Raw genomic sequence first — 23380 nt, forward strand, 5'->3', positions numbered from 1 at the left:
AGCAGCATTTGACGCCTCCCTATTTCACGGGTCCGGGCGAAAGGGAAGAGCCAAAGGAGCAAACTGCGGCTTTGCGTCCCGACTGTGTCCCCCCTAAGCTTTCCCAAACCAGAGGGAGGATTCCATGCCGCTTGCCATGAACCAAGAGGTGTTCATCACCTGCGCTGTGACCGGCGCGGCCCAGACCCAGGACAAAAGCCCAGCTGTCCCGCGGTCACCGCAACAGATTGCCGACAGCGCCATTGCCGCCGCCCGTGCCGGGGCCGCCATTGTGCATTGCCATGTGCGCGATCCCGACACCGGTGCGCCGTCGCGGCGCCCGCAATATTTCCGCGAGTTGACCGACCGCATTCGCGCGGCGGATGTCGATGTGGTGCTGAACCTGTCCTGTGGCATGGGCGGCGATGTGGTGTTCGGCCCGCCCGACGCGCCCTTGCCGCTGGATGCCAAAGGCACCGATCTGATCAGCACCGAGGAACGTCTGGCGCATGTGATCGAATGTCGGCCCGAGATCTGCACCCTGGATTGCGGCACGATGAATTTTGCCGAAAACGATTATGTCTTGACCAACACCCCCGGCATGTTGCGCGCCATGGGGCGGCGGATGACCGAATTGGGGATCAAACCGGAAATCGAAGCCTTTGATACCGGCCATCTCTGGCTGGCAAAACAATTGGCAAGCGAAGGCGTGCTGGAAGATCCGGCATTGGTTCAGCTTTGCATGGGCGTGCCCTGGGGCGCACCGGACGATCTGACGACCTTTCTCGCGATGGTGGCCGGCATCCCGGAGGGGTGGACATTTTCGGCCTTTGGGCTGGGCCGCAACCAAATGCCCTATGTCGCGGCATCCGTTCTGGCGGGCGGGAATGTGCGTGTCGGGCTGGAAGACAACCTGATGCTGGAGCGCGGCGTTCTGGCCACCAACGCCCAATTGGTGGAACGCGCGGTCGGCATTATCGAACGGTTGGGCGCGCGCGTCATCGGACCACAAGAGGTGCGTGACAAACTTGGGCTGGTGAAACGTGCGCCGGTTTAACTTTTGATGGCAAGGGATTGATATGAAAGCAGCAATCATTGGCGGCGGCGTGATTGGCGGCGGTTGGGCGGCGCGGTTCCTGTTAAATGGCTGGGACGTGGCAGTCCACGACCCAGCCCCCGATGCCGCCGCCAAAATCAACGCCGTGCTGGAAAATGCCCGCGCCTCGCTTCCGGCTTTGTATGACGTGGCCCTGCCGGTTGAGGGGCAATTGACCTTTGCACCCGATATACAAACCGCAATCCAGGGCGCCCTGTGGATACAGGAGAGTGTGCCGGAAAACATCGACCTAAAGCGACGCGTTTACAAAGAGATAGAGCAAAGCGCAGATGTGGGCGCCATTGTGGGTTCTTCGACCTCTGGCTTTTGTCCCAGTGACCTGCAACAGGGGGTGCGCCGCCCCGGGCAATTGATTGTCGCGCATCCGTTCAACCCGGTTTACCTGTTGCCATTGGTGGAACTGGTGCCCTCTGCCGCCACCGCGCCAGAGGTGACGCAGCGCGCCACCGAAATCCTGACCAGTCTGGGCATGCATCCCCTGTTGGTGCGCGCGGAAATCGACGCTCATATCGCCGACCGGCTGTTAGAGGCGGTCTGGCGCGAGGCGCTTTGGCTGGTGCATGATGGTATCGCCACCACGGCGGAAATCGACGATGCGATCCGCTATGGCTTTGGCCTGCGCTGGGGGCAGATGGGGCTGTTTGAAACGTATCGCATTGCCGGTGGCGCGGCCGGGATGCGCCATTTCATGCAGCAATTCGGACCGGCACTGGCCTGGCCCTGGTCGAAACTGACCGATGTGCCAGAGTTCACGCCAGATCTTGTCGATCTGATCGCCAGCCAATCAGATGCGCAATCCGGCCACCTGACGTTTCAGGAGCTTGAGCGCCAGCGCGACGGCAATCTGGTGGCGATGATCCGGGCGCTGAAACAGGGTGGCACGGCGGCGGGCGGCACGGTGGCGCAACATGAGAAAACCCTGACACGCAAACAGGTTACAGACTCTCCCCAAACCGTTGATCGAAGCGTTCCGCCGACCTGGACCGATTACAACGGCCATATGAACGAAACCCATTATCTAGAGGTCGCGGCCCAGGCGACCGACCGTTTTATGGAAATGGTCGGGGTCGATGCCGCCTATATCGCCGCGGGGCGAAGCTTTTTCACTGTGGAAACCCATATCCGCCATCTGGACGAGGTCACCGCAGGCGACCGCATAAGGGTCACGACACAAGTCATTGCTGGTAAAGGCAAAAAGATGCATCTCTTTCACCGGCTTTTGGCCGGGGCGGATCGACGGCTGGTTGCGACGGTGGAGACATTGGTGATCCATGTCGACCTGACCACACGGCGCAGCACGCCGCCACCGCCAGAAATTGCCAGCGCATTGGCGCAATACGCCGCCGATCACGCGGCGCTGGCCCTGCCGGATGGGGCCGGACGCGCAGTGGGCCAGAAAACCTGATGTGTGAGGCAAAAGAGCTGTGACGGCAAAGAAAAGGGGCGCCAAGGCGCCCCAGTTTCACAAACCAAGCTCATCGTTACACCGCTCTACTATTTTTGCCTGCGGCCTGGGTTGCGCCGGGGCGAGCGCACCCGCCCCCGAACCTCTTGTCGATGCCAGATCCCCGAAAGGATCTGGCGGCGTGCTTAGCTACAGCCGCTTGTGCCGCCGCAGGTGTTGCACTTCATGCAAGTCCCGTTGCGCACCAGCGTGTAGTTGCCGCAATCGCCACAGGCTTCGCCCTCATAGCCCTGCATCTTGGCCTTGGCGCGGGCATCCATCGACATGCCGCCGCTGGCGACCGCCGTTGTTGTCGTCGTCACCGCGGTGGCAAGGCTGCCATCCTGCGAAAGTTCCGGTACCAGGGTCTGGAGGGCCGTGACCGGATCTTCGGATTGACCGCCACGCAGCACAACAAGCTCCTGTGGCAGACGTTTGCGCAGGTATCCGGTCGAGCTGATCTGCTTCAGCACGGCCAGAGATTTGGTGGCGGCAGTTTCGCTCACCTCGGTGACGTTGCTTTGCCCCTCTTCGACACCGCGACCCAGATCGTCAAAGCTGTGGCCTTCGGGTTTCACATGCGCGAGGTCGGTGCGGTCCAGATAGCTGACCGCCAGTTCGCGGAAGATATAGTCGAGGATGGAAGTGGCATTCTTGATTGAATCGTTGCCCTGCACCATGCCGGCGGGTTCGAATTTGGTAAAGGTGAAGGCGTCGACGAATTCCTCCAGCGGCACACCATATTGCAGGCCCACCGACACGGCGATGGCAAAGTTGTTCATCATGGCGCGGAACCCCGCACCTTCCTTGTGCATGTCGATAAAGATTTCGCCAAGGGTGCCGTCGGAATATTCACCGGTGCGCAGATAGACCTTGTGACCGCCAACAATCGCCTTTTGGGTATAGCCCTTGCGGCGCTCTGGCATCTTTTCGCGTTCGGTTTTGATGATCTCTTTGACGATGATCTTTTCCACGATCTTTTCGGCCAGCACGGTGGCCTTTTCGTGTTGCGATCCGCTTTCCAGAACTTCGGCCGCTTCGTCATCATCTTCGACCAGCGCCGCCGCCAGAGGCTGCGACAATTTCGAACCATCACGATAGAGCGCGTTGGCCTTGACCCCCATCTGCCAGCTGCGTTCATACGCGGCCTGACAATCTTCGATTGTGGCGTCATTGGCCATGTTGATGGTCTTGGAAATCGCACCCGAGATAAAGGATTGCGCCGCCGCCATCATGTCGATGTGGCTGTTGACCGACAGGAACCGCTTGCCCTTTTTGCCACAGGGGTTGGCACAGTCGAAAATGCCGTAGTCCGCTTCTTTCAGGAACGGCGCGCCTTCCAGGGTCATGGTGCCACAGACATGGTCATTGGCAGCATCAATGTCGGCTTTGGAATAACCAAGATGGCGCAGCAGATCAAAAGTCGGATCGTTCAGTTTCTCTGCCGGAATGCCCAGCACGTTCTGGCAGAACTCTTCGCCCAGCGTCCACTGGTTGAACACAAAGCGGATATCAAACGCCGAGGCCAATGCGCCTTCGACTTTTTCAATCTCGTTCGAGCCAAACCCATGGCCGATCAACGAAGTATGGTTGATGCCCGGTGCATTGCCCAATGTGCCGTGACCCACAGCATAAGAGACAATCTCTTCAATCTGAGACGAGGAATATCCAAGCTTCTCCAACGCTGCCGGAACCGAGCGGTTGATGATCTTGAAGTATCCGCCACCGGCCAGTTTCTTGAACTTCACCAATGCAAAATCGGGTTCAATGCCGGTGGTGTCGCAATCCATCACCAGACCAATTGTGCCGGTTGGCGCAATCACTGTGGTTTGCGCGTTGCGGAACCCGTGTTTTTCACCAAGCTCCAGCGCCTCGTCCCAGGCGGATTTCGCCAGGTCGATCAGGGTCGCATCCGGGCAATTGCTGTGATCCAAGGCAACAGGGTTAATCGTCAGCCCCTCATACCCTTTGGTTTTGCCATATGCGGCGGTGCGGTGATTGCGGATCACCCGCAGCATGTGTTTGGCGTTGCGCTTGTAGCCGGAAAACGGCCCCAGCTCTCCGGCAACCTCGGCCGATGTGGCATAGGCCACGCCGGTCATGATCGCGGTCAAAGCCCCACAAAGCGCCCGGCCCTCTTCGCTGTCATAGCTGAGGCCCATGTTCATCAGCAATCCGCCGATGTTGGCATAGCCCAGACCCAGCGTGCGGAAGTCATAGGACAGCTGCGCGATTTCCTTGGACGGGAATTGCGCCATGGTGACCGAGATTTCCAGCGTCAGCGTCCACAGACGTGTGGCGTGCATGTATTCATCGGCCTGGAACTTGCCATCACGGAAGAAGGTCAGCAGGTTCATCGACGCCAGGTTACAGGCGGTATCGTCAAGGAACATATATTCCGAGCACGGGTTCGATCCGCGGATCGCGCCGTCTTCGGGGCATGTGTGCCACTGGTTCACGGTGTCATGATACTGAATGCCCGGATCGGCACAGGCCCATGCGGCATGGCCCACTTGTTCCCACAGGTCGCGCGCCTTGATGGTCTTGGCAACCTTGCCGTCTGTCCGGTTCAACAGCGCCCAGTCTTCGTCCTTTTTCACCGCTTCAAGGAAGTCATTGGTGACGCGGATCGAGTTGTTCGAGTTCTGGCCCGAAACACTCGCATAGGCTTCGCTGTCCCAATCGGTGTCATAGGTCGGGAATTCGATGCTGGCATAGCCCTGACGGGCGTAATCCAGCACGCGTTTGATATAGGTCTCTGGGATCATCGTGCTTTTGGCCGCACGGATCGCGCCCTTCAGCGTGTCGTTTTTCGCCGGGTCATAGGCATCTTCGACTGTGCCGTCCCATGCGGCAATCGCCTCGAAAATACCGTTCAGCATTTTCTCGTGCATTTTCGAACCGGCCACGATCGAGGCGACCTTTTGTTCTTCCTTGACCTTCCAGTTGATGAATTCTTCGACATCCGGGTGGTCGGCGTCACAAATCACCATCTTGGCCGCGCGGCGAGTGGTGCCGCCGGATTTGATGGCCCCCGCAGCGCGATCGCCAATTTTCAGGAAGCCCATAAGCCCAGAGGATTTGCCACCGCCCGAGAGCGCTTCGCCTTCGGCGCGCAAGGACGAGAAGTTGGTGCCGGTGCCGGAGCCGTATTTGAACAGACGCGCTTCGCGCACCCAAAGGTCCATGATGCCGCCATCACCCACCAGATCATCTGCCACCGACTGGATGAAGCAGGCATGTGGTTGGGGATGTTCATAAGCCGATTTCGATTTGGTCAGCTTGCCGGTCTTGTAATCCACATAGTGGTGGCCCTGCCCCGGGCCGTCGATGCCATAAGCCCAGTGCAGGCCGGTGTTGAACCACTGCGGGCTGTTCGGCGCGGCGCGTTGCGTCGCCAGCATATGGCGCATTTCGTCAAAATAGGCGAGCGCATCTTCTTCGGCGGTGAAATAGCCGCCCTTCCAACCCCAATAGGCCCAGGCCCCAGCAAGGCGGTCAAAAACCTGCTTGGAGGACGTTTCGCCGGATTTTGTGGTCTCGTCCGAGGCAGGGACAGAGCGCCACAGGAATTCAGGCACACCTTTTTCGCGCACTTTCTTCATTTCCGTTGGCACGCCGGCCTTGCGGAAATATTTCTGCGCGATGACATCGCTTGCGACCTGGCTCCAGGATGCGGGAACCTCGACATCGTCCAGACGGAATACAATGGTGCCATCAGGATTGCGGATTTCGGACGCGGTCGTCACGAAATCGATATCTGCATAAGCATCCTGGCCTGCTTTGGTGAACCGTCTTTCGATTTTCATCTTTGCCTCTTTGACCTTTTGTGTTCGCGCCCGGACCTGCGTTGGGCCCTTTGTCGATGGCAGCACCGCCGCCCGTTTGTAACGTACGCATATGACCAGCCGTCCGAATTTGGCGCCGCAGCAGCGGATACGCCCGGACCATGACCGGATATGTATGAATGAGCGGCAGAACGCCCGAGTGAGTGGTTGTTGTCCCCGAACTGCCAGCCGACACAACATGTAGTGTATCCGTTAGCAGCAACCACAATTTGACGTATCCGAACATAGACCGCAACAAGGTTTTTTTAGATAAATTCCACAAAATTATCTTGACCCGCCCGCCACCGGGGGCCCGGCCGATTCAGCCCCGGAATACCCACAGATTTGCCCACAGGCTGTACCCGCGAATTTTCTATGTTTCCGGCATGTTTAGTGGACTGGCGTCACAAACCGCCGTCGCGCGCCCTGCATAAATCCGCGCAAATTGGCTGTGGATAACTTGAATGTTGCAGAAATACGACGGACGGTATGTCAGAACCACAAATGCCGCAGAAACGACCAAAGCGGCCACAAAATGACCGCTCTGCCCCGGTGGGGGCTACTATATATTGTGTGCTGGTGAAGTGGTCGGGACGGCAAGATTCGAACTTGCGACCTACGGTACCCAAAACCGTCGCGCTACCAGGCTGCGCTACGCCCCGAAACCGAGGCTGTTCTTAATCCGGCTTTGCGGTAATGAAAAGCGTTTTATGACGCTTTTTGGAATGTTAATTCACAACATCGAATTTAGTGTCGAAATCGGCGGTGAAATCTATCCACAACCCCGCTCTTTCCACAATGTCGCGCTGGCGCCATGGCGCGCGACAATGGCAGCCTTCAGCAGGGATAGGCCGCCCCGGCCTGTGGCAGTTCGCTGTGACGGACCAAAGTGCCGGGTTTGATGCCGATACGTGCCGCCAAGCCGCCATTGATCTCCAGCACGCTCAGCACGGGAAAATCGCTGGAAATGCCGCGCAGATCGCCGGGCACCGCTTTGGCATGGACCTTTTTGACCACGCCGCGCGCGTCAATGAATATCATGTCCAGGGGAATCAGCGTGTTTTTCATCCAGAAGCTGACTTTGTGCGGTTCCTGATAGATGAACAGCATCCCGGTGCTGTTCGGCATGTCCTCTACGAACATCAGGCCGCGGCCTCTTTCGTCAACGTCATCCGCGACGCTGACGTCGAACGACACTCTTCCGAAATCCCCGGCCAGCTCCACCTTGCCCGGCTCACAGGCGGCAAGCGCCGCCCCGGCCCAAAGAATCGCAGCGGCCGCAATGGCCATTACTCGGGTTTCAAAGCACTTTCCCATGGACAAACCTCAACCGCCATCAATCCGCGTTTGCCATCTATGGCACGCACGCACAGGGCTTCGCCAGCCTGAACATCAGCCAGACCGGATCGGCGCAGCACTTCGACATGCAGGAAGACATCCGCCGATTTGCCAAACACATTGGCAAACCCGAACCCCTTCCCCTTGTCGAACCATTTGACCCGCGCGGGTTCCAGCGGTGCAGCTGCGATCAATGTTGGATCGAAAGCTTCGAAATCGGCCAGTGGCGGCGTACCGTCGTCCTCGGGGGGTTCGATGGTCACAACCGTGACCGCCTGAACGCCGCGCGGGGTTTCCTGAACCTCGACAACAATCCCGGCGCCATCCGCGACAGAGCTTTGGCCATAGTTGCGCAATACGTTTGAATGCAAAAGGATATCCGGGCCGCCCGTCTCGGCGACGATAAACCCGAACCCCTTCAGAGGATCAAACCATTTCACGCGCCCTTCGACCCGATCAGGATAGATAATTTCTTGTGTCAAGTCAGACTCTAGCTCGTTCACTTCCATGTTAACACTTGCAAGCAAGACCCATGAGATTGCAAGTGCAAATGCCTGTTTTTTTAGAGAATTGCATTTCGCGTTACGGGAAATCTACGGGCAAAGTCGCTGAATTTCCCAAGCAGACTCGGCATTTTTTCGCCGCCAGACGAAACGATCGTGTAGCCGAAATGCGCCATCTGCCCAAAATTCAATTTCGACCGGAGTGATTCGCCAGCCACCCCAAAATGGCGGCCGATCCGGGTTCGGACCCTTCTGAACCGTGATCTTGGCAACCTCGGCCATCAATGTGCTGCGCGCATCCAGTGGCCGTGACTGGGCCGATGCCCAGGCGCCCAGCCTGCTCTTTAATGAGCGCGAGTTATAATAGCGATCCGCCTGCGCCCCGTCCTCGCGGGTGACATGACCCCGAACCCGGATCTGACGGCGCAGAGATTTCCAATGCATGACAAAAGCCGCTGTGCCGCTGGCGGCGATCTCATTGCTCTTGGCGCTTTCGTAATTGGTATAGAACACGAACCCTGCATCTTCGATGTCCTTGAGCAGGACCATACGCACATTCGGCATCCCCGCCGCATCAACAGTGGCCAGCGCCACCGCGTTGGGATCGTTGATTTCCTGTGCCTCGGCCTCGGCCAGCCAGCGCCTTGAGATCGCAAATGGATCATCCCCGGCAAAGATCCCGTTTCTTTCCGTCATCTGTCATGCCCTTTTCGCCATGACGGCCAGATCGAATGTTTCCTGCATCCTTCTGTCTGACCGCCCGTTTTGTGCGCTGCGCGCACTTGATGCGCTGTTATGGATGCCATAAAGCCATAGGGAAAGACAGCGGGCGAAGGGTGCAACATGTCAAACACTTTGATGGCAGGAAAACGTGGCCTGATCATGGGTCTGGCCAATGACAAATCAATCGCCTGGGGGATTGCACGTGCGCTCTCCGATGCGGGGGCTGAGCTTGCGTTTTCCTATCAGGGGGATGCGTTGAAAAAACGTGTTGATCCCCTGGCGGCGCAATTGGGCAGCGACATCGTTCTGCCCTGTGATGTCAATGACGAGGCTTCGATTGATGCTCTGTTTGCAGAGCTGAAAGAGCGCTGGGGCGAGCTTGATTTCCTGGTCCATGCCATTGGGTTTTCGGACAAGAGCGAACTGCGCGGTCGGTACGTCGATACCACGCGCGGCAATTTCAACATGACAATGGATATCTCGGTCTATTCCTTTACTGCGGTGATGCAGCGGGCCGAAAAGATGATGAAGCCCGGCGCATCGGCGCTGACCATGACCTATTACGGTGCCGAGCAGGTGATGCCGCATTATAATGTCATGGGTGTGGCCAAGGCCGCGCTGGAGGCTTCGGTGAAATATCTGGCCGAGGATCTGGGCAAAGACGGCATTCGCGTCAATGCGATCAGCGCCGGCCCGATCAAGACGCTGGCCGCCAGCGGCATCGGCGATTTCCGCTACATCATGAAGTGGAATGAGTACAATTCGCCGCTGCGCCGCAATGTCACCATCGACGATGTCGGCAAATCGGCGCTTTACCTGCTGTCCGACCTTGGCTCGGGTGTGACCGGTGAAAACCTGCATGTCGACGCCGGCTATCATGTGGTCGGAATGAAGGCGGTTGACGCCCCCGACATTTCCAAAGGCTGAGGACCATGGGCTGGGAACATATCCTTGCCTTTAACCTGACGCTGCTGGCGGCGCTTGCCTCTCCCGGGCCTGCGCTGCTTTTGTCTTTGCGCAACTCCTTGCTGTTTGGCACCCGGGTCGGGATTGCCACCGGATTGGGTCTTGGGGCGATGGCGGGGTGCTGGACCGCGCTGGCGCTTTTGGGGCTGGATGCGATATTCGTCGCGATTCCATGGGCTTATCTCACGATAAAGATCGCGGGGGCGCTGTACCTTCTGTATATCGCCTGGGGGATGTGGCGGGACGCACGCAAGCCGCTGATCGCCGCCCCCACCGATCAGACCCAGACCCAGACCCAGACCCAGACCCAGACCCAGACCCAGACCCAGACCAGAGCGTTTCGCATCGGCTTTCTGGTCAACCTCGGCAATCCGAAATCCGTACTTTTTGCCTCGGCTGTTTTGCTGGTGATTTTCCCGGTCGATCTGACTTTAGCGCAAAAGGCGCTGATTGTGGGCAACCATCTGGCAGTGGAATGGCTTGTCTATTCGGGCTTTGCCCTGATCCTGTCGACCCGCCCGGCGCGCGATGGATACCTGCGGATGAAACATCTGTTTGACCGGGTGGCGGCGCTGGTGCTGACGGCCCTTGGCCTGCGCTTGATTTTCGGGCGCTGACCCCGGCACCGCCGGCCCCAAACACATCTGCCAAACGCAGTTGGGCGGCAAATGCGATCTGCCAGCTTTCTTTTGCCGATCACATCGGCTAAATCCAAAAAAAACGGAGAGACAGCCATGAGCGACCGCCTGCCGCATGAAAAAGGGTTTCACGTCAGCTGGGATCAGTTGCACCGCGATGCACGGGCGCTTGCCTGGCGGCTTGACGGGCATGGACCGGACGATGGTGCCTGGCGCGCGGTGGTGGCGATCACCCGTGGCGGCATGGCCCCGGCCATGATTGTCGCACGTGAGCTTGACGTCAGAATCGTCGATACAATCTCGGTCAAAAGCTACAACCACCAATCGCAATCCGAACCCAAGGTGATCAAATCCCCGGATATGGATGTGATTGGCGATGGCACTGGTGTGCTGGTGATCGACGATCTGGTGGATACCGGCAAGACAATCGAAACGGTGCGCGCCCATATGCCAAAGGCCCATATCGCCACGGTCTATGCCAAACCCATGGGCCGCCCGCAGGTCCAGACCTTTGTGACCGAGGTCAGCCAGGACACCTGGATCTTTTTCCCCTGGGACATGGCCTTGCAATATGTGGAACCCTACCGCGGCAAGGACTGATCGACGCCAGTCTTCCAAGGTGGCAGCGAAGCGGCCCACAAGGGCCAAAGAGCGGCCAAAGAGCCGCCCTGCCCCTTGCTCCTGTCCCGGCCTGCGCGTAGATACGTCCGGCAACAGATGCGGTAATTTCGGGGACGATCATGGCCAAAGGCAAAAGCATTTCCAAGACATTGGTCTGGATTCTCATGGGTCTGCTGTTTGTTGGCCTCGCCGGGTTTGGCGCGACCAATCTGTCCGGCACCATCCGCACCGTCGGATCGGTCGGGGATCATCCGATTTCGGTCGATGATTATGCCCGTGCCCTGCAACAGGACATCAACAGCTTTCAGGCCCAGACCGGCCAACCGCTCAGCTTTCAACAGGCCCAGGCACTTGGCCTGCCGCAACAGGTCCTCAGCCGCCTGATCACCACCGCGGCCTTTGACAACGAAGCCGAAGATCTGGGCATTTCCGCCGGTGATGATACCGTCGCACGCGAATTGATGCAGATCACCGCCTTTCAAGGGCCGGGTGGCGCATTTGACCGCGAAACCTATCGCTTTGCGCTCGACAATGCCGGGTTGAACGAATCCGAATTTGAAGAAGACCTGCGCCGCGAAACCGCGCGTGCCCTGCTTCAGGCCGCCGTCGTTGCCGGCAACAAAATGCCAACCACCTACACCGAGACATTGTTGGGATTCGTCGGCGAGACCCGCGATTTCAGCTGGGCGATCCTCGACCCAAGCTTCCTGACCGAAGATCTGCCCACCGCGACAGATGCCGACCTGGCCGCGTTTCACGAAGAAAACATTGCCGCCTATACGCTGCCGGAAAGCCGCGACATTACCTATGCCTGGCTGACACCTGCGATGCTGTTCGACACCGTCGAAATCGACGAGGCCAGCCTGCGCAGCGCCTATGACGAACAGACAGAGCGTTTCAATCAGCCCGAACGCCGACTGGTGGAACGTCTGGTGATGCCCGATTCCGAAGCCGCCGACGCGGCAATCGCACGGATCACTGCGGGCGAAACCACCTTTGAGGACGAGGTGACCAGCCGTGAATTGGCACTGGCAGATGTTGATATGGGCGATGTGACCCGTGGCGATCTTGGCGACGCGGCGGATGCAATTTTTGCCGCCGAGGTTGACGCCGTTGTCGGCCCCCTGCCCAGCGATTTCGGCCCTGCGCTGTACCGGATCAACGGCATTCTTCCGGCGCAAGAAACCTCTTTCGACGATGCGACACCGATCCTGCGCGAAGAATTGGCCCAGGATCGCGCCCGCCGGGTGATTGAGGCGCAGGTGACCGATATTGACGATCTTCTGGCCGGTGGCGCCACGCTAGAGGAGCTGGCCGCAGAAACCGACATGCAGCTGGGCCAGATCGACTGGACCGAAAACAGCGATACCGACATCGCGGGCTACGATACATTTCGCGACGCCGCCGCCGCTGTGGCGGACGGCGATTATCCCGAAGTGGCCGAACTTGGCGATGGCGGCATTTTTGCGCTGCGTCTGAACGCGGTGAAACCGCCGCAGGAACAGCCGCTTGCCGACGTGCAGGACCAGGTTGAGCAGGATTGGATCAGCGCAGAAACCGAAACCCGCCTCTTGGCGCGCGCAACAGAGCTGGCCGCCGAAATTGGCGAGGGCAAAACCTTTGCCGCCGTTGGCCTGACCGCGGATCAGCAAACCGGCCAGACGCGCAATGGCTTCCTGCCGGGACTGCCCGCCAATACGCTGACCCAGGTCTTTGCGCTGGACGCCCCCGGCACGCTGACGCTGCCGTTCAACGGCAATGCCGTGGTCCTGCGGCTGGATGCAATCCACGCCCCGGATATGACAAGCGCAGAAAACGCCACGATCCTCGACGCGCTGGCATCACAAGTGTCCAACGGCATTTCGAACGATCTGTTTCAGGCCCTGTCGCAGGACATTCAATCGCGGGTTGGCATCAATATCGACCAGCAGGCGCTCAACGCCGTGCATGCGAATTTCCAATAAGGCCGAACAAAAGGACCGTGACCATGGCTTTGACGCCCGGATTTGACGATTTTGCGCGTGGCTATGCGGCGGGCAGGAACCAGGTGGTCTATACCCGTCTGGCTGCTGACCTCGACACGCCAGTGTCCCTGATGCTGAAACTGACCGGCGCGGCCCAGGATGCCTTTGTTCTGGAATCGGTAACCGGCGGCGAGGTGCGCGGGCGTTATTCGATCATTGGCATGAAGCCCGATCTGGTCTGGAAATGTCACGGCCCAAAGGCCCGGCTGAACCGCCAGGCGCGTTTTGACAACGAGGCTTTTGTCGAAGAAAGCGCCGATCCGTTGACCTCATTGCGCGGCCTGATCGAAGAAAGCCACATCGACCTGCCCGATGACCTGCCGCAATCTGCCGCCGGGCTGTTCGGCTATCTTGGCTACGACATGATCCGTCTGGTGGAACATCTGCCAAATGTGAACCCCGACCCGCTGGGTCTGCCGGATGCCGTCTTGCTGCGCCCTTCGGTGGTGGCGGTGCTTGACGGGGTCAAGGGCGAGGTCACGGTCGTTTCGCCGGCTTGGGTCACTGACGGTCAATCGGCACGCGCCGCCTATGCCCAGGCGGCTGAGCGGGTGATGGATGCGGTCCGCGATCTGGAACGTTCGCTGCCCTCGGAAAGCCGCGATCTGGGCGATGCCACCGACATCGGCGAGCCGGTGTCGAATTTCGCCAAATCCGACTATCTTGCGGCGGTGGAAAAAGCCCGCGATTACATTCGCGCCGGCGATATCTTTCAGGTGGTGCCGTCACAACGCTGGAGCCAGAATTTCCCCCTGCCCCCCTTCGCCCTGTATCGGTCGCTGCGCCGAACAAACCCGTCGCCGTTCATGTTCTACTTCAATTTCGGCGGCTTTCAGGTGGTCGGCGCCTCGCCCGAAATTCTGGTGCGGGTCTTTGGCAAAGAGGTCACGATTCGCCCGATCGCCGGCACCCGCCCGCGTGGCGCCACGCCAGAGGCGGACAATGCCCTCGCCGAAGATCTGCTGTCTGACCAAAAGGAACTGGCAGAGCATCTGATGCTGCTGGATCTGGGCCGCAATGACACTGGCAAAGTGTCAAAAATCGGCACTGTGCGCCCAACAGAAGAATTCATCATCGAACGCTACAGCCATGTGATGCATATCGTGTCCAACGTGGTTGGCGAATTGAACGACAATCAGGATGCCCTGTCGGCTCTGTTGGCTGGCCTGCCTGCGGGCACGGTTTCCGGCGCCCCAAAGGTCCGCGCGATGGAAATCATCGACGAGCTGGAACCGGAAAAACGCGGTGTCTATGGCGGCGGTGTTGGCTATTTCAGCGCCGGGGGCGATATGGATATGTGCATCGCCCTGCGAACAGCGGTGGTGAAGGACGAAACGCTCTATATCCAGGCCGGCGGCGGCGTGGTTTTCGACAGCGACCCGGAAGCTGAATTCCAGGAAACGGTCAATAAATCCAAAGCGATCCGCAAAGCCGCAGAAGAAGCCGGCCGTTTCACCGGCTTCACCAACCGCTGATTCCGGCCCTTTCGGGACAACTTTTCCCGGCCCTTTCGGGCAAGGCGCCTGTCTTTCATCTGACGATAAATATCCCGGGGGGTTTGGGGGGCTGGCCCCCCATCTGTCCTGCGGTTTGGGGGGCTGGCCCCCCAACTGACCTGTGGTTTGGGGACTGACCTCATCGACCCTGTGGTTTGGGGAACTGTGCGCCCCCAGTTAACCGACAAAGGTGCAGATCAACCTAGTCTTCGCTCTGCGCCTCTGCCCGGCTCTTGCCGGACACATCCATCGCCAATGTTGCCGCCATGAACCCGTCAAGATCACCGTCCAAGACGCCCTTGGTATCGCTGGTCTCGTAAGAGGTGCGCAGATCCTTGACCATCTGATAGGGCTGCAAGACATAAGACCGGATCTGGTTGCCCCAGCCTGCATCGCCTTTGGCCTCATGCGCGGCATTGATGTCGGCGTTGCGGCGGTCCAATTCCAATTGATACAGCCGCGATTTCAATGCCTTCATCGCAATGTCGCGGTTCTGGTGCTGGGATTTCTCTGAGCTGGTCACCACAATGCCGGTGGGATTGTGGGTGATACGCACCGCGGAATCGGTGGTGTTGACGTGCTGGCCACCGGCACCCGACGACCGATAGGTATCAATGCGAATGTCGGACGGGTTGACCTCGATCTCGATATTGTCATCCACCACCGGATACACCCAGACCGAGGTGAAGGAGGTGTGCCGCTTGGCCGCGCTGTCAAACGGCGAAATCCGCACCAAGCGGTGCACGCCGCTTTCCGATTTCAGCCAGCCATAGGCATTGGGGCCGGAAATCTTGTAGGCGGCGGATTTGATGCCCGCCTCTTCGCCGGGGCTTTCCGATTGCAACTCGACCTTGTAGCCATGCGATTCGGCCCAGCGGACATACATCCGCGCCAGCATGTTGGCCCAGTCACAGCTCTCGGTGCCGCCCGCGCCGGCGTTGATTTCCAGAAAGGTATCATTGCCGTCGGCCTCGCCGTCGAGCAGCGCCTCCAGCTCTTTCTTGGCGGCGCGTTCGACCAATGCGGAAATCGTCGCTTCAGCGTCGCTCACCACCTCGGCGTCATCTTCCATTTCGCCCAGTTCGATCAACTCAAGACTGTCAGACAGCTCCTGTTTCATCGATTCGTAGGTCTGGACCTTGTCCATCAGGGTCTGACGCTCGCGCATCAGCTTCTGGGCCTTTTCCGGATCATTCCAAAGGTCGGGGTTCTCCGTCATGGCATTGAATTCCTCAAGCCGGTGCGGAGCGGTCTCATAGTCCATCCGCTGGGCCAGCAAAGCCAGCGACTTCTCGATTTCAACAACCTTGTTCTGGATTTCCGCGCGCATTTTATGTCTTTCGGATAAGGCACATCAGTCCTGCCTGATACCAAGGCAAGACTGGCTGAGCAAGGCGAGACCGATCAAGCAGGCCGATCAACCGGGCTGACCAAGCGCCGGGATGACGCGCATCCCGGGGCGAACACCGGTCAAACTATGGCTGACCGGTGATATTGGGGATCGTGGCGGCGATTAATACAGCCCGCCCGCCGACAGGGTGCCAAAGCTGGCTTTGGGTCCGACCACGGCCTTTTTGCCGGTGGATGTCGTGACCTGCTTGGCGGTCTGGCCGTCGGACGAGATGACCTCGAAATTCGATCCCATGGCAAAGCCACCGTCGAACATGATGCCGAACACCGGCTCTTCGCCGCGACGGAAACATTCATTTACCACATTGGCACCGGATGCATCCGATCCCAGCCGCGCCCCGGAGAAGCGGTCAATCTTGATGAATTCGCATTCTTCGGGCACGCGGAATTTGCCGCCGCCGTATTTCTGCACCGCTTCGGACATGAAACGCTGGAACACCGGGCCACAGAACCCGCCGCCCGATGCCCCACGGCCAAGGCTGCGCGGCTGATCAAAACCGATGTAACATCCGGCCACCACGTTAGAGGTAAAGCCGACAAACCACACATCCTTGGCGTCATTGGTGGTGCCGGTCTTGCCTGCGGTGGGCACCGGCAGGTTGACATATTTCGACGCGGTGCCGCGTTCGACCACGCCCTGCATCATCGAGGTCAGCTGATAGGCGGTCACCGGGTCCATCACCCGTTGGCGGTCCGACAGGATGCTGGGCCCGCGCGACGCGGAAATGGCGGGATCGGCACAATCAACGCAATCGCGGGTGTCGTGGCGATAGACGGTCTTGCCGTAACGGTCCTGCACCCGGTCGACCAATGTCGGCTCGACCCGTTCACCACCGTTGGCGAACATCGCATAGGCGGCCACCATCTTGAACAATGTGGTTTCCTGCGACCCCAGCGCATTGGCCAGAACCGGGCTCAGCCGGTCATAGACGCCGAAACGTTCGGCATATTGGCCAACCACATCCATCCCGACCTCTTGCGCCAGCCGGATCGTCATCAGGTTCCGCGACCGTTCAATCCCGGTGCGCAGCGGCGTCGGGCCATAAAACTGGTTCGAGGCGTTTTTCGGCCGCCACACACCCTGGGGTGTGTTGATCTCGATCGGGGCGTCGACCACGATTGTCGCCGGGGTATAGCCGGAATCAAGCGCCGAGGCATAGACAAAGGGTTTGAATGACGACCCCGGTTGACGCCGCGCCTGAGTGGCGCGGTTGAAGACCGAATTCTGATAGGAAAACCCGCCCTGCATCGCAATGACCCGGCCGGTGTTGACGTCCATCGCCATGAACCCGCCCTGCACCTGCGGCACCTGGCGCAGGGTCCAGCGGATGAATGCACCGGTGCCATTGTCGCCTTCGGTCATGCGGCGCACATGGACAACATCACCAACCTTGAAGTTGTCGACAAAGCTGCCCCGGACCCAATCAATATCCTTGCGCGGCACCACATGCGGGGCGTTGACGTTGGCGTCCACGCCTTCGATGCCCAGGCGCATCTGCTGATCGCCGATCTCCAGCACCACCGCCGGGAACCATTGGCTCTCTAGCGTGACGTCGCGCGCGACGCGGACATTGGCCAGTTCCTCGGCCCAATTGTCGATCTTGGCGACGTCGATCTTTTTGCCCGTGCCACGCCAGCGGCCCAATCCACGGTCATATTGCTCCAGCTGCTTTTGCAGCGCATGGGCGGCAATCACCTGCATGTCCGGGTCAATCGTGGCGCGGACGGTCAAACCGCCCGAGAAGAATTCGCCCTCGCCAAAATCCTCAGACAGCTGACGGCGAATTTCATCGGTGAAGTAATCCCGTGGCGGCAGCGTATTTTTGAAGCTTTCGAAATCCCCGTTCTGCACCGATCGCAGCGGTTGCGCCACTTCCTGGGTGTAGACGGCGTTGCTGATATAGCCATTTTCCTGCATCTCGCGCAGCACGAAATTGCGCCGTTCCATCAACCGCTCCTTGCGGCGCACCGGATGGAAATCAGACGGCGCTTTGGGCAGGGAGGCCAGAAAGGCGGCCTCATGCGGGGCCAGTTCGCCAAGCGTCTTGTTGAAATAGGTCTGCGCAGCGGCCGCCACGCCATAGGAATTCTGGCCGAGGAAGATCTCGTTCATGTAAAGTTCGAGAATGCGGTCCTTCGGCAGGGTTTCTTCCAGCCGGGTGGCCAGAATGATTTCCTTGATCTTGCGCTCGATCCGGCGGTCACCAGAGAGCAGGAAGTTTTTCATCACCTGCTGGGTAATTGTCGACGCCCCGCGCACATTGCGGCCACGCGACTGCACAGCCTGAACCGCAGCGGCCACAATGCCGCGCGCGTCATAGCCGCCATGTTCATAGAAATTCTTGTCCTCGGCGGAAATGAACGCCTGTTTGACCAAGTCGGGGATTTCATCCGCCGGGGCAAACAGCCTGCGTTCCTTGGCAAATTCGTCGATCATCCGCCCCTCGCCGGAATAGATCCGGCTGATGGTCGGCGGGGTATATTGCGCCAATGATTCGTGGCTCGGCAAATCCCGGCCATAGACCCAGAAGATCGCGCCAACCGACAGCGCCACAACCGCACCGCCCATAGTCACAAGGGTGAATATGCCGCCAAAAAAAGAAAGGATGAACCTCAGCACCGCGCGCTCCTGCTGTCTAGGGGGCCTATATAGGCCGCAAGTTCGACCCCGTCAAAACACAACATCCGTTATATTAGCTGCCTGCGGAATTCAGCCCACAGGCGGCAAAACCCCTATTTTCGCCGCAGGGGTTCAATGGTCGCATCCGCCATCGACCAGGCCAGAACGCCGTCGCGAATGCCCTGGGCCATTTTCGCCCGCCATTCCGGGTCTTGCAGGTTTTGCAGGTCACGGTCGGTCGACAGAAATCCGACTTCGACCAGAACACTGGGAATATCGGCGGCCTTCAGCACCGAAAAACCGGCTTGGCGCAGGGGACGTTTATGCACCTGACCGACCCGGTTCTCTATCGACTTTACCATCGCCTTGGCCAGCATGGTGGATCGTGGGCCGTTGTCATGACGGGCAAGATCCATCAGCACCTGCGCCACCGCATCATCCGATCCGGTCAAATCGACACCGGCCAGAAGATCCCCCCTGTCATGGCGTTCTGCCAGCGCGGAACTGGCCTCGTCGGTGGCGGTTTCGGACAGGGTATAGACCGTGGCACCATGGGCCACCCCCTCCTCCAGCGCGTCGGCGTGCAGCGAGATGAACAGATCCGCCCCGGCATGGCGCGCAATCGCAACCCGCGCTTCGAGCGAGACAAAGACATCTTCCTCGCGGGTCATGATGACCTCGATCCCGCCGGCGCGCAGCAGCGCCTCCTTGATGTCCCGCGCCAATTGCAGGACCAGATCAGATTCCCGGAAATTGTTGCGCAGCGCACCAGGATCAATGCCGCCGTGACCGGGGTCGAGCACAATTGTGATCGTGCCTGGGCCCTCGCTCGACGTGTCATTTGCAGCAGTGGTCAAACTGGGATTTGGCAGCACCCAACGGGCGTCCGGCGTGCTGCCGATAGCGGCATCAAACGCCGCGCGATCCACGGATTTCAGCGTGACGGTCAATTGCGCCCCGGCCTTGTCGTCGGCCACATCCAGTGCGGCAGTCTGCACCGCAAGCGGCGCAGTCAGCTCGGCAACGAAGCGCGACCAACCGGGTTGCAATGCGCCAAACCGAACGGTGCGAAACGCATCAGAGGCAAAGCTGTCCGCCGAGAGGCCGGTCCAATCAACCTCTTGAAAGTCCAGCACAAACCGGTCCGGGTTACCCAAGGTATAGGCGCGCCACGGCACGCCCTGGCTTAGCCCGAGGGACAGCGTCACACCGCCCGCCCTGTGGTCGTCAAAACCGCTTTCATCCGGCAGAACCCGCGCCAAGGCCCCGAATTCCTGTGCCATCGCGCCGCCCGGCGCAACCAGACAGCAAAGCGCGACAATGCAAAGTTTGAGAAATGAACCGCTCATGTGCCAATAACCTTTTGGCCGGGTCTGGTGCCCGGCTTACGCCCCGAAAGGTATCATTTTCCGGCGCGGCCTGCATCCCCAATTGCGGGGGGACCGCGCCGAATTATGCTTAATAGGAATAGGTCACGCCGGTCACAATTGACTGGGCCAGCGCGAATTCGGCCCATGTGCCGGCCCCGCCACGGGCACGAATTTCCTGTAATTGCGCCTTGGCCCCGGCAAAATCACCCTGCTCCAACAACCCCTGCCCCATATAAGAGCGCGCCAGAAAACTGTCGGGGTTCTGGTCCAGTGCCATGGCGTAATGCGCCATCGCCGCATCCCAATCGCCCAATTTGCGCGCCGTGAACCCAAGATAGGTCTGCGCCCGCCCATCGCCCTGCAATTGCATGGCCAAGGCGGCATTGCGCGCCGCGCCATATTGCCCGGCATAGGCAAATTCGCGTGCCGCGGCAAAGCGGTCGTTATCATTCAACAGATGGCTTTCGACTTCGACACAGGCCTCGGTCTCTTTGTCCCAGACCATGCCGTCGTCACATTCCATGGTGGTTTCGGTGGCTTCGGGCGGCGCGGTCTCTTCAACTTCGGTTTCGGTGGGGGTTTCTGTCCCTACAGCAAAGGCCGCAAACGGCAACAAGGCCAAAACAAACACAGCAGACCGCAACATGATCAGAATCCTTTTGTGAGAATGATGATCAAAGCCTAGCACGGGGCCGGCCTGTTTCGGCCAGCAGATTTGTCAAAACTTCGTCAGCACCGCCCCCCAAAACACGGGTCTTCCGTGGCAAGGTGCCGTCGGCTAGCGACCGGCCATGAACGTCTTGAGCCGCGCCAGCCCCTCGCGGATGTCGGACGTGGCCCGCGCATAGGAAAACCGCACCGTTCCCGCGCCGCGCACCGGATCAAAATCCAGCCCCGGTGTCACCGCCACCCCCGCCTGATCGAGGATTTCGCGGCAAAATGCGAGGCTGTCATCGGTCAGATGGCTGACGTCGGCATAGACATAAAACGCCCCATCCGGCGGCGCGATCCGATCGAATCCGGCCTCTGGCAACCCTTCAAGCATCAGCCTGCGGTTTTCGGCATAGACCCGCAAGTTGGCCTGCAATTCATCCTTGCATTCCATCGCCGCAAGCGCCGCAACCTGGCTGACATGCGGCGCGCAGATGAACATGTTCTGCGCCAAACGTTCGATTTTGCGCACATGATCCTCGGGCACCACCATCCAGCCAACCCGCCAGCCCGTCATGCTGAAATACTTGGAAAAGGAATTGATCACATAACATTCATCAGTGATTTCCAGCGCGGTGACCGCCTTGGCCTCATATTCGATGCCGTGGTAAATCTCGTCAGAGATAAAGGCCGCGCCCTTGGCATGGGTGGCCTCGATCAGCGCCGTCATCGCCTTGTGGTTCAGCATCGTGCCGCTGGGGTTGGCGGGTGAGGCCACCAAAAGCCCCTGAATATCCAGTGCGGCAAAGTCATCCGGCACCGGCTGCAACCGGTTTTCCGGCCGGGTTTGCAGATCCACCGGCGCAAGCGACAGCCCCTTCAGGATCTGGCGATAGCTGGGATAGCCCGGCGCGCCAATCGCGACACGGTCCCCGGCGTCAAACAAGGCGGTAAAGGCCAAAAGGAACGCGCCTGACGAGCCCGGTGTGACAATCACCCGCGCCGGATCGAGCGTGATTCCGTACCAATCGGCATAAAGCCGCGCAATGCGGTCGCGCAATTCTGGCAGCCCCAGCGCCACCGTATACCCCATCGCGTCATCCCGCATGGCCCCGGAAACGGCGTCCAATGCACCTTGTGGGGCTGGCGTTCCGGGCTGGCCGACCTCCATGTGAATGATATGGCGGCCTGCGGCCTCGGCACGGCGTGCGGCCTCCATCACATCCATCACAATGAAGGGATCAACCTCTCCGCGGCTTGAACCTCGCATCTATCTCTCCCAAACTCTGCGCCATACCGTCGTGTCGTGCGGTTGTCCGGGATCATGACAGGCAGGTCAATGCAGATACTTACGCGCCTTGTGACAACGATGCTGGTCTGGGCCATGCTGGCCCTGCCCGCCGCCGCGCGTGGGTTGATCCGCGATGCGGATGTGGAATACGCGCTGAAACAGATCGCCGCGCCGATCCTGCGCGCAGCGGGCCTGCCGTCTTCGACGCGAATCATTGTGATCAACGATTCCTCGCTCAATGCCTTTGTGGCGGACAATCAGCATATCTTTTTGCACTCTGGTCTGATCATGAAGCTGAAAAGCGCCCCGGCCCTGCAATATGTCATTGCCCACGAGGCCAGCCATATCAGCAACGGCCATATCGCCCGCCGCACCGGCAATGCGCGGGCCGCCAGCACCGCTGCGGGCCTTGGGATCATCATTGCAACCGCTGCCGCCGCCGCTTCGGGCAATGCAGGCGCCGGCGCCGGTGTGGCGATCGGATTGCAAAGCTCGGCCTTGCGCAATTTTCTGGCCCATTCCCGCGCCGAAGAAAGCTCGGCCGATATCAGCGCCCTGCGGGCCATGGTGCGCGCCGGCATCGACCCCAAGGCGGCCATCGAAGTGCATGACATCTTTCGCGGGCAAGAGGCCCTGAGCCTCGGGCGGCAAGACCCCTATATGCGGTCCCATCCGCTGACACGTGACCGGCTGCGCGCCGCTCAGGCCTTTGTCGCGGGCAACAAGGTGAAAACCCAATCCGACCCTGCGGCGCAATATTGGTTTGCCCGCGCCCAGGGCAAACTCTCTGCGTTTTTGCGCGCCCCCAGCTGGACCCTGCGGCGGGCCAATGCCAGCGCGACCAAGGACATCACCCTGATGCGACAGGCCATTGCCCACCACCGATCCTCGAACCTGAAAAAGGCATTGCAGGCCATGGATGGCGCGCTGTCGCTGCGCCCGCGTGATGCATTTTATATGGAGCTGAAGGGCCAGATCCTGCTGGAAAACCGCCAGTTTTCAAATGCCGCACAGGTTTACCGCGCGGCGAACCGTCTGGCCCCGAGCGAGCCGCTGATCCTTGGCGGGTTGGGCCGGGCGGAACTGGCATCGGGCAACCCGCGTGCGGCGCTCGACTCGCTGGAAAAGGCCCGCGCCCGCGATTTCCGCGATCCGCGCATCCTGCGCGATCTGGCGGTGGCCAATGCCAAACTTGGCAACAATGGCATGGCCTCGCTTCTGACTGCCGAACGCTATGCCCTTTTGGGCAAGGCCAAGGACGCCCGACTTCACGCCACCCGCGCCGAAGCGCTTTTGCCGCGGGGTTCCGGCCCTTGGCGGCGGGCGCAGGATGTGCTTTCTGCCACCAAGAACCTGCGCTGA

General features: G+C 59.7%; 17 protein-coding genes and 1 tRNA gene. 8 read left to right on the top strand and 10 right to left on the bottom strand.

Annotation, left to right across the window (positions count from 1 at the left end; translation table 11 throughout):
- Positions 1–124 precede the first annotated feature (124 nt).
- On the top strand, positions 125–1036 hold the full coding sequence (locus tag Q4577_RS10510; protein ID WP_303467743.1) for a 3-keto-5-aminohexanoate cleavage protein: 912 nt from the start codon (positions 125–127) through the stop codon (positions 1034–1036).
- Positions 1037–1058: 22 nt separating this feature from the next.
- Positions 1059–2501, top strand: coding sequence for a carnitine 3-dehydrogenase (locus Q4577_RS10515; RefSeq protein ID WP_303467744.1), 1443 nt, complete (start codon positions 1059–1061; stop codon positions 2499–2501).
- A gap of 185 nt (positions 2502–2686) precedes the next feature.
- On the opposite strand, the gene Q4577_RS10520 is transcribed toward Q4577_RS10515, so the two are convergent.
- From Q4577_RS10520 to pdxH, 5 genes are all read right to left on the bottom strand, one after another.
- A complete protein-coding gene (locus Q4577_RS10520) occupies positions 2687–6349 on the bottom strand; it encodes a vitamin B12-dependent ribonucleotide reductase (RefSeq protein ID WP_303467745.1) in 3663 nt (1220 codons plus the stop codon).
- Between the two features lie 603 nt (positions 6350–6952).
- Positions 6953–7029, bottom strand: a tRNA-Pro gene (locus Q4577_RS10525).
- Between the two features lie 175 nt (positions 7030–7204).
- Positions 7205–7657: a DUF192 domain-containing protein gene (locus Q4577_RS10530; protein WP_303467746.1), complete on the bottom strand. Its 453-nt coding sequence runs from the start codon at positions 7655–7657 to the stop codon at positions 7205–7207.
- The gene (locus Q4577_RS10535; protein ID WP_244689922.1) at positions 7657–8187 is read right to left on the bottom strand and encodes a cold-shock protein; all 531 of its coding nucleotides are present in this window, start codon (positions 8185–8187) and stop codon (positions 7657–7659) included. The genes Q4577_RS10530 and Q4577_RS10535 overlap by 1 nt, the downstream gene beginning before the upstream one ends.
- A gap of 111 nt (positions 8188–8298) precedes the next feature.
- Positions 8299–8904 carry a pyridoxamine 5'-phosphate oxidase gene (gene pdxH / locus Q4577_RS10540; protein ID WP_303467747.1) on the bottom strand — a complete coding sequence of 202 codons (606 nt, stop codon included), beginning with the start codon at positions 8902–8904 and terminating at the stop codon, positions 8299–8301.
- A gap of 147 nt (positions 8905–9051) precedes the next feature.
- Between pdxH and fabI the strand changes: the two genes are divergently transcribed.
- From fabI to trpE, 5 genes are all read left to right on the top strand, one after another.
- The gene (gene fabI / locus Q4577_RS10545) at positions 9052–9858 is read left to right on the top strand and encodes an enoyl-ACP reductase FabI (protein WP_244689924.1); all 807 of its coding nucleotides are present in this window, start codon (positions 9052–9054) and stop codon (positions 9856–9858) included.
- A gap of 5 nt (positions 9859–9863) precedes the next feature.
- Positions 9864–10514, top strand: coding sequence for a LysE family translocator (locus Q4577_RS10550; RefSeq protein WP_303467748.1), 651 nt, complete (start codon positions 9864–9866; stop codon positions 10512–10514).
- A gap of 117 nt (positions 10515–10631) precedes the next feature.
- Positions 10632–11135, top strand: coding sequence for a xanthine phosphoribosyltransferase (gene gpt / locus Q4577_RS10555; protein ID WP_303467749.1), 504 nt, complete (start codon positions 10632–10634; stop codon positions 11133–11135).
- A 140-nt stretch (positions 11136–11275) separates the two neighbouring features.
- A complete protein-coding gene (locus Q4577_RS10560; protein ID WP_303467750.1) occupies positions 11276–13120 on the top strand; it encodes a peptidylprolyl isomerase in 1845 nt (614 codons plus the stop codon).
- A gap of 23 nt (positions 13121–13143) precedes the next feature.
- Entirely contained in the window at positions 13144–14655 is a 1512-nt protein-coding gene (gene trpE, locus Q4577_RS10565; RefSeq protein WP_303467751.1) for an anthranilate synthase component I, read from the top strand.
- Positions 14656–14878: 223 nt separating this feature from the next.
- Here trpE and prfB read toward each other — a convergent pair whose 3' ends face one another.
- The 5 genes from prfB to Q4577_RS10590 all read right to left on the bottom strand — a co-directional run bounded on the left by prfB (position 14879) and on the right by Q4577_RS10590 (position 21997).
- The gene (prfB, locus tag Q4577_RS10570; RefSeq protein WP_303467752.1) at positions 14879–16006 is read right to left on the bottom strand and encodes a peptide chain release factor 2; all 1128 of its coding nucleotides are present in this window, start codon (positions 16004–16006) and stop codon (positions 14879–14881) included.
- Positions 16007–16189: 183 nt separating this feature from the next.
- Positions 16190–18706 carry a penicillin-binding protein 1A gene (locus Q4577_RS10575; protein WP_303467753.1) on the bottom strand — a complete coding sequence of 839 codons (2517 nt, stop codon included), beginning with the start codon at positions 18704–18706 and terminating at the stop codon, positions 16190–16192.
- 113 nt (positions 18707–18819) lie between these two features.
- Positions 18820–20055, bottom strand: coding sequence for an N-acetylmuramoyl-L-alanine amidase (locus Q4577_RS10580; protein ID WP_303467754.1), 1236 nt, complete (start codon positions 20053–20055; stop codon positions 18820–18822).
- A 109-nt stretch (positions 20056–20164) separates the two neighbouring features.
- Positions 20165–20722: a tetratricopeptide repeat protein gene (locus Q4577_RS10585; protein ID WP_303467755.1), complete on the bottom strand. Its 558-nt coding sequence runs from the start codon at positions 20720–20722 to the stop codon at positions 20165–20167.
- 132 nt (positions 20723–20854) lie between these two features.
- Positions 20855–21997, bottom strand: coding sequence for a pyridoxal phosphate-dependent aminotransferase (locus Q4577_RS10590; RefSeq protein WP_244689932.1), 1143 nt, complete (start codon positions 21995–21997; stop codon positions 20855–20857).
- A gap of 69 nt (positions 21998–22066) precedes the next feature.
- On the opposite strand from Q4577_RS10590, the gene Q4577_RS10595 reads away from it, so the two are divergent.
- Positions 22067–23380: a M48 family metalloprotease gene (locus Q4577_RS10595; protein ID WP_303467756.1), complete on the top strand. Its 1314-nt coding sequence runs from the start codon at positions 22067–22069 to the stop codon at positions 23378–23380.

The organism is Marinovum sp. 2_MG-2023 (assembly GCF_030548265.1).
In the GTDB taxonomy this organism is placed as follows: Bacteria; Pseudomonadota; Alphaproteobacteria; order Rhodobacterales; family Rhodobacteraceae; genus Marinovum.

What these genes read in the sequence shown, in the direction of transcription:
- Q4577_RS10510 (WP_303467743.1), top strand. Translation starts at nt 125, where the DNA reads ATGCCGCTTGCCATGAACCAAGAGGTGTTCATCACCTGCGCTGTGACC.
- Q4577_RS10515 (WP_303467744.1), top strand. Translation starts at nt 1,059, where the DNA reads ATGAAAGCAGCAATCATTGGCGGCGGCGTGATTGGCGGCGGTTGGGCG.
- Q4577_RS10520 (WP_303467745.1), bottom strand. Translation starts at nt 6,349, where the DNA reads ATGAAAATCGAAAGACGGTTCACCAAAGCAGGCCAGGATGCTTATGCA.
- Q4577_RS10530 (WP_303467746.1), bottom strand. Translation starts at nt 7,657, where the DNA reads ATGGCCATTGCGGCCGCTGCGATTCTTTGGGCCGGGGCGGCGCTTGCC.
- pdxH (WP_303467747.1), bottom strand. Translation starts at nt 8,904, where the DNA reads ATGACGGAAAGAAACGGGATCTTTGCCGGGGATGATCCATTTGCGATC.
- fabI (WP_244689924.1), top strand. Translation starts at nt 9,052, where the DNA reads ATGTCAAACACTTTGATGGCAGGAAAACGTGGCCTGATCATGGGTCTG.
- Q4577_RS10550 (WP_303467748.1), top strand. Translation starts at nt 9,864, where the DNA reads ATGGGCTGGGAACATATCCTTGCCTTTAACCTGACGCTGCTGGCGGCG.
- gpt (WP_303467749.1), top strand. Translation starts at nt 10,632, where the DNA reads ATGAGCGACCGCCTGCCGCATGAAAAAGGGTTTCACGTCAGCTGGGAT.
- Q4577_RS10560 (WP_303467750.1), top strand. Translation starts at nt 11,276, where the DNA reads ATGGCCAAAGGCAAAAGCATTTCCAAGACATTGGTCTGGATTCTCATG.
- trpE (WP_303467751.1), top strand. Translation starts at nt 13,144, where the DNA reads ATGGCTTTGACGCCCGGATTTGACGATTTTGCGCGTGGCTATGCGGCG.
- prfB (WP_303467752.1), bottom strand. Translation starts at nt 16,006, where the DNA reads ATGCGCGCGGAAATCCAGAACAAGGTTGTTGAAATCGAGAAGTCGCTG.
- Q4577_RS10580 (WP_303467754.1), bottom strand. Translation starts at nt 20,055, where the DNA reads ATGAGCGGTTCATTTCTCAAACTTTGCATTGTCGCGCTTTGCTGTCTG.
- Q4577_RS10585 (WP_303467755.1), bottom strand. Translation starts at nt 20,722, where the DNA reads ATGTTGCGGTCTGCTGTGTTTGTTTTGGCCTTGTTGCCGTTTGCGGCC.
- Q4577_RS10590 (WP_244689932.1), bottom strand. Translation starts at nt 21,997, where the DNA reads ATGCGAGGTTCAAGCCGCGGAGAGGTTGATCCCTTCATTGTGATGGAT.
- Q4577_RS10595 (WP_303467756.1), top strand. Translation starts at nt 22,067, where the DNA reads ATGCAGATACTTACGCGCCTTGTGACAACGATGCTGGTCTGGGCCATG.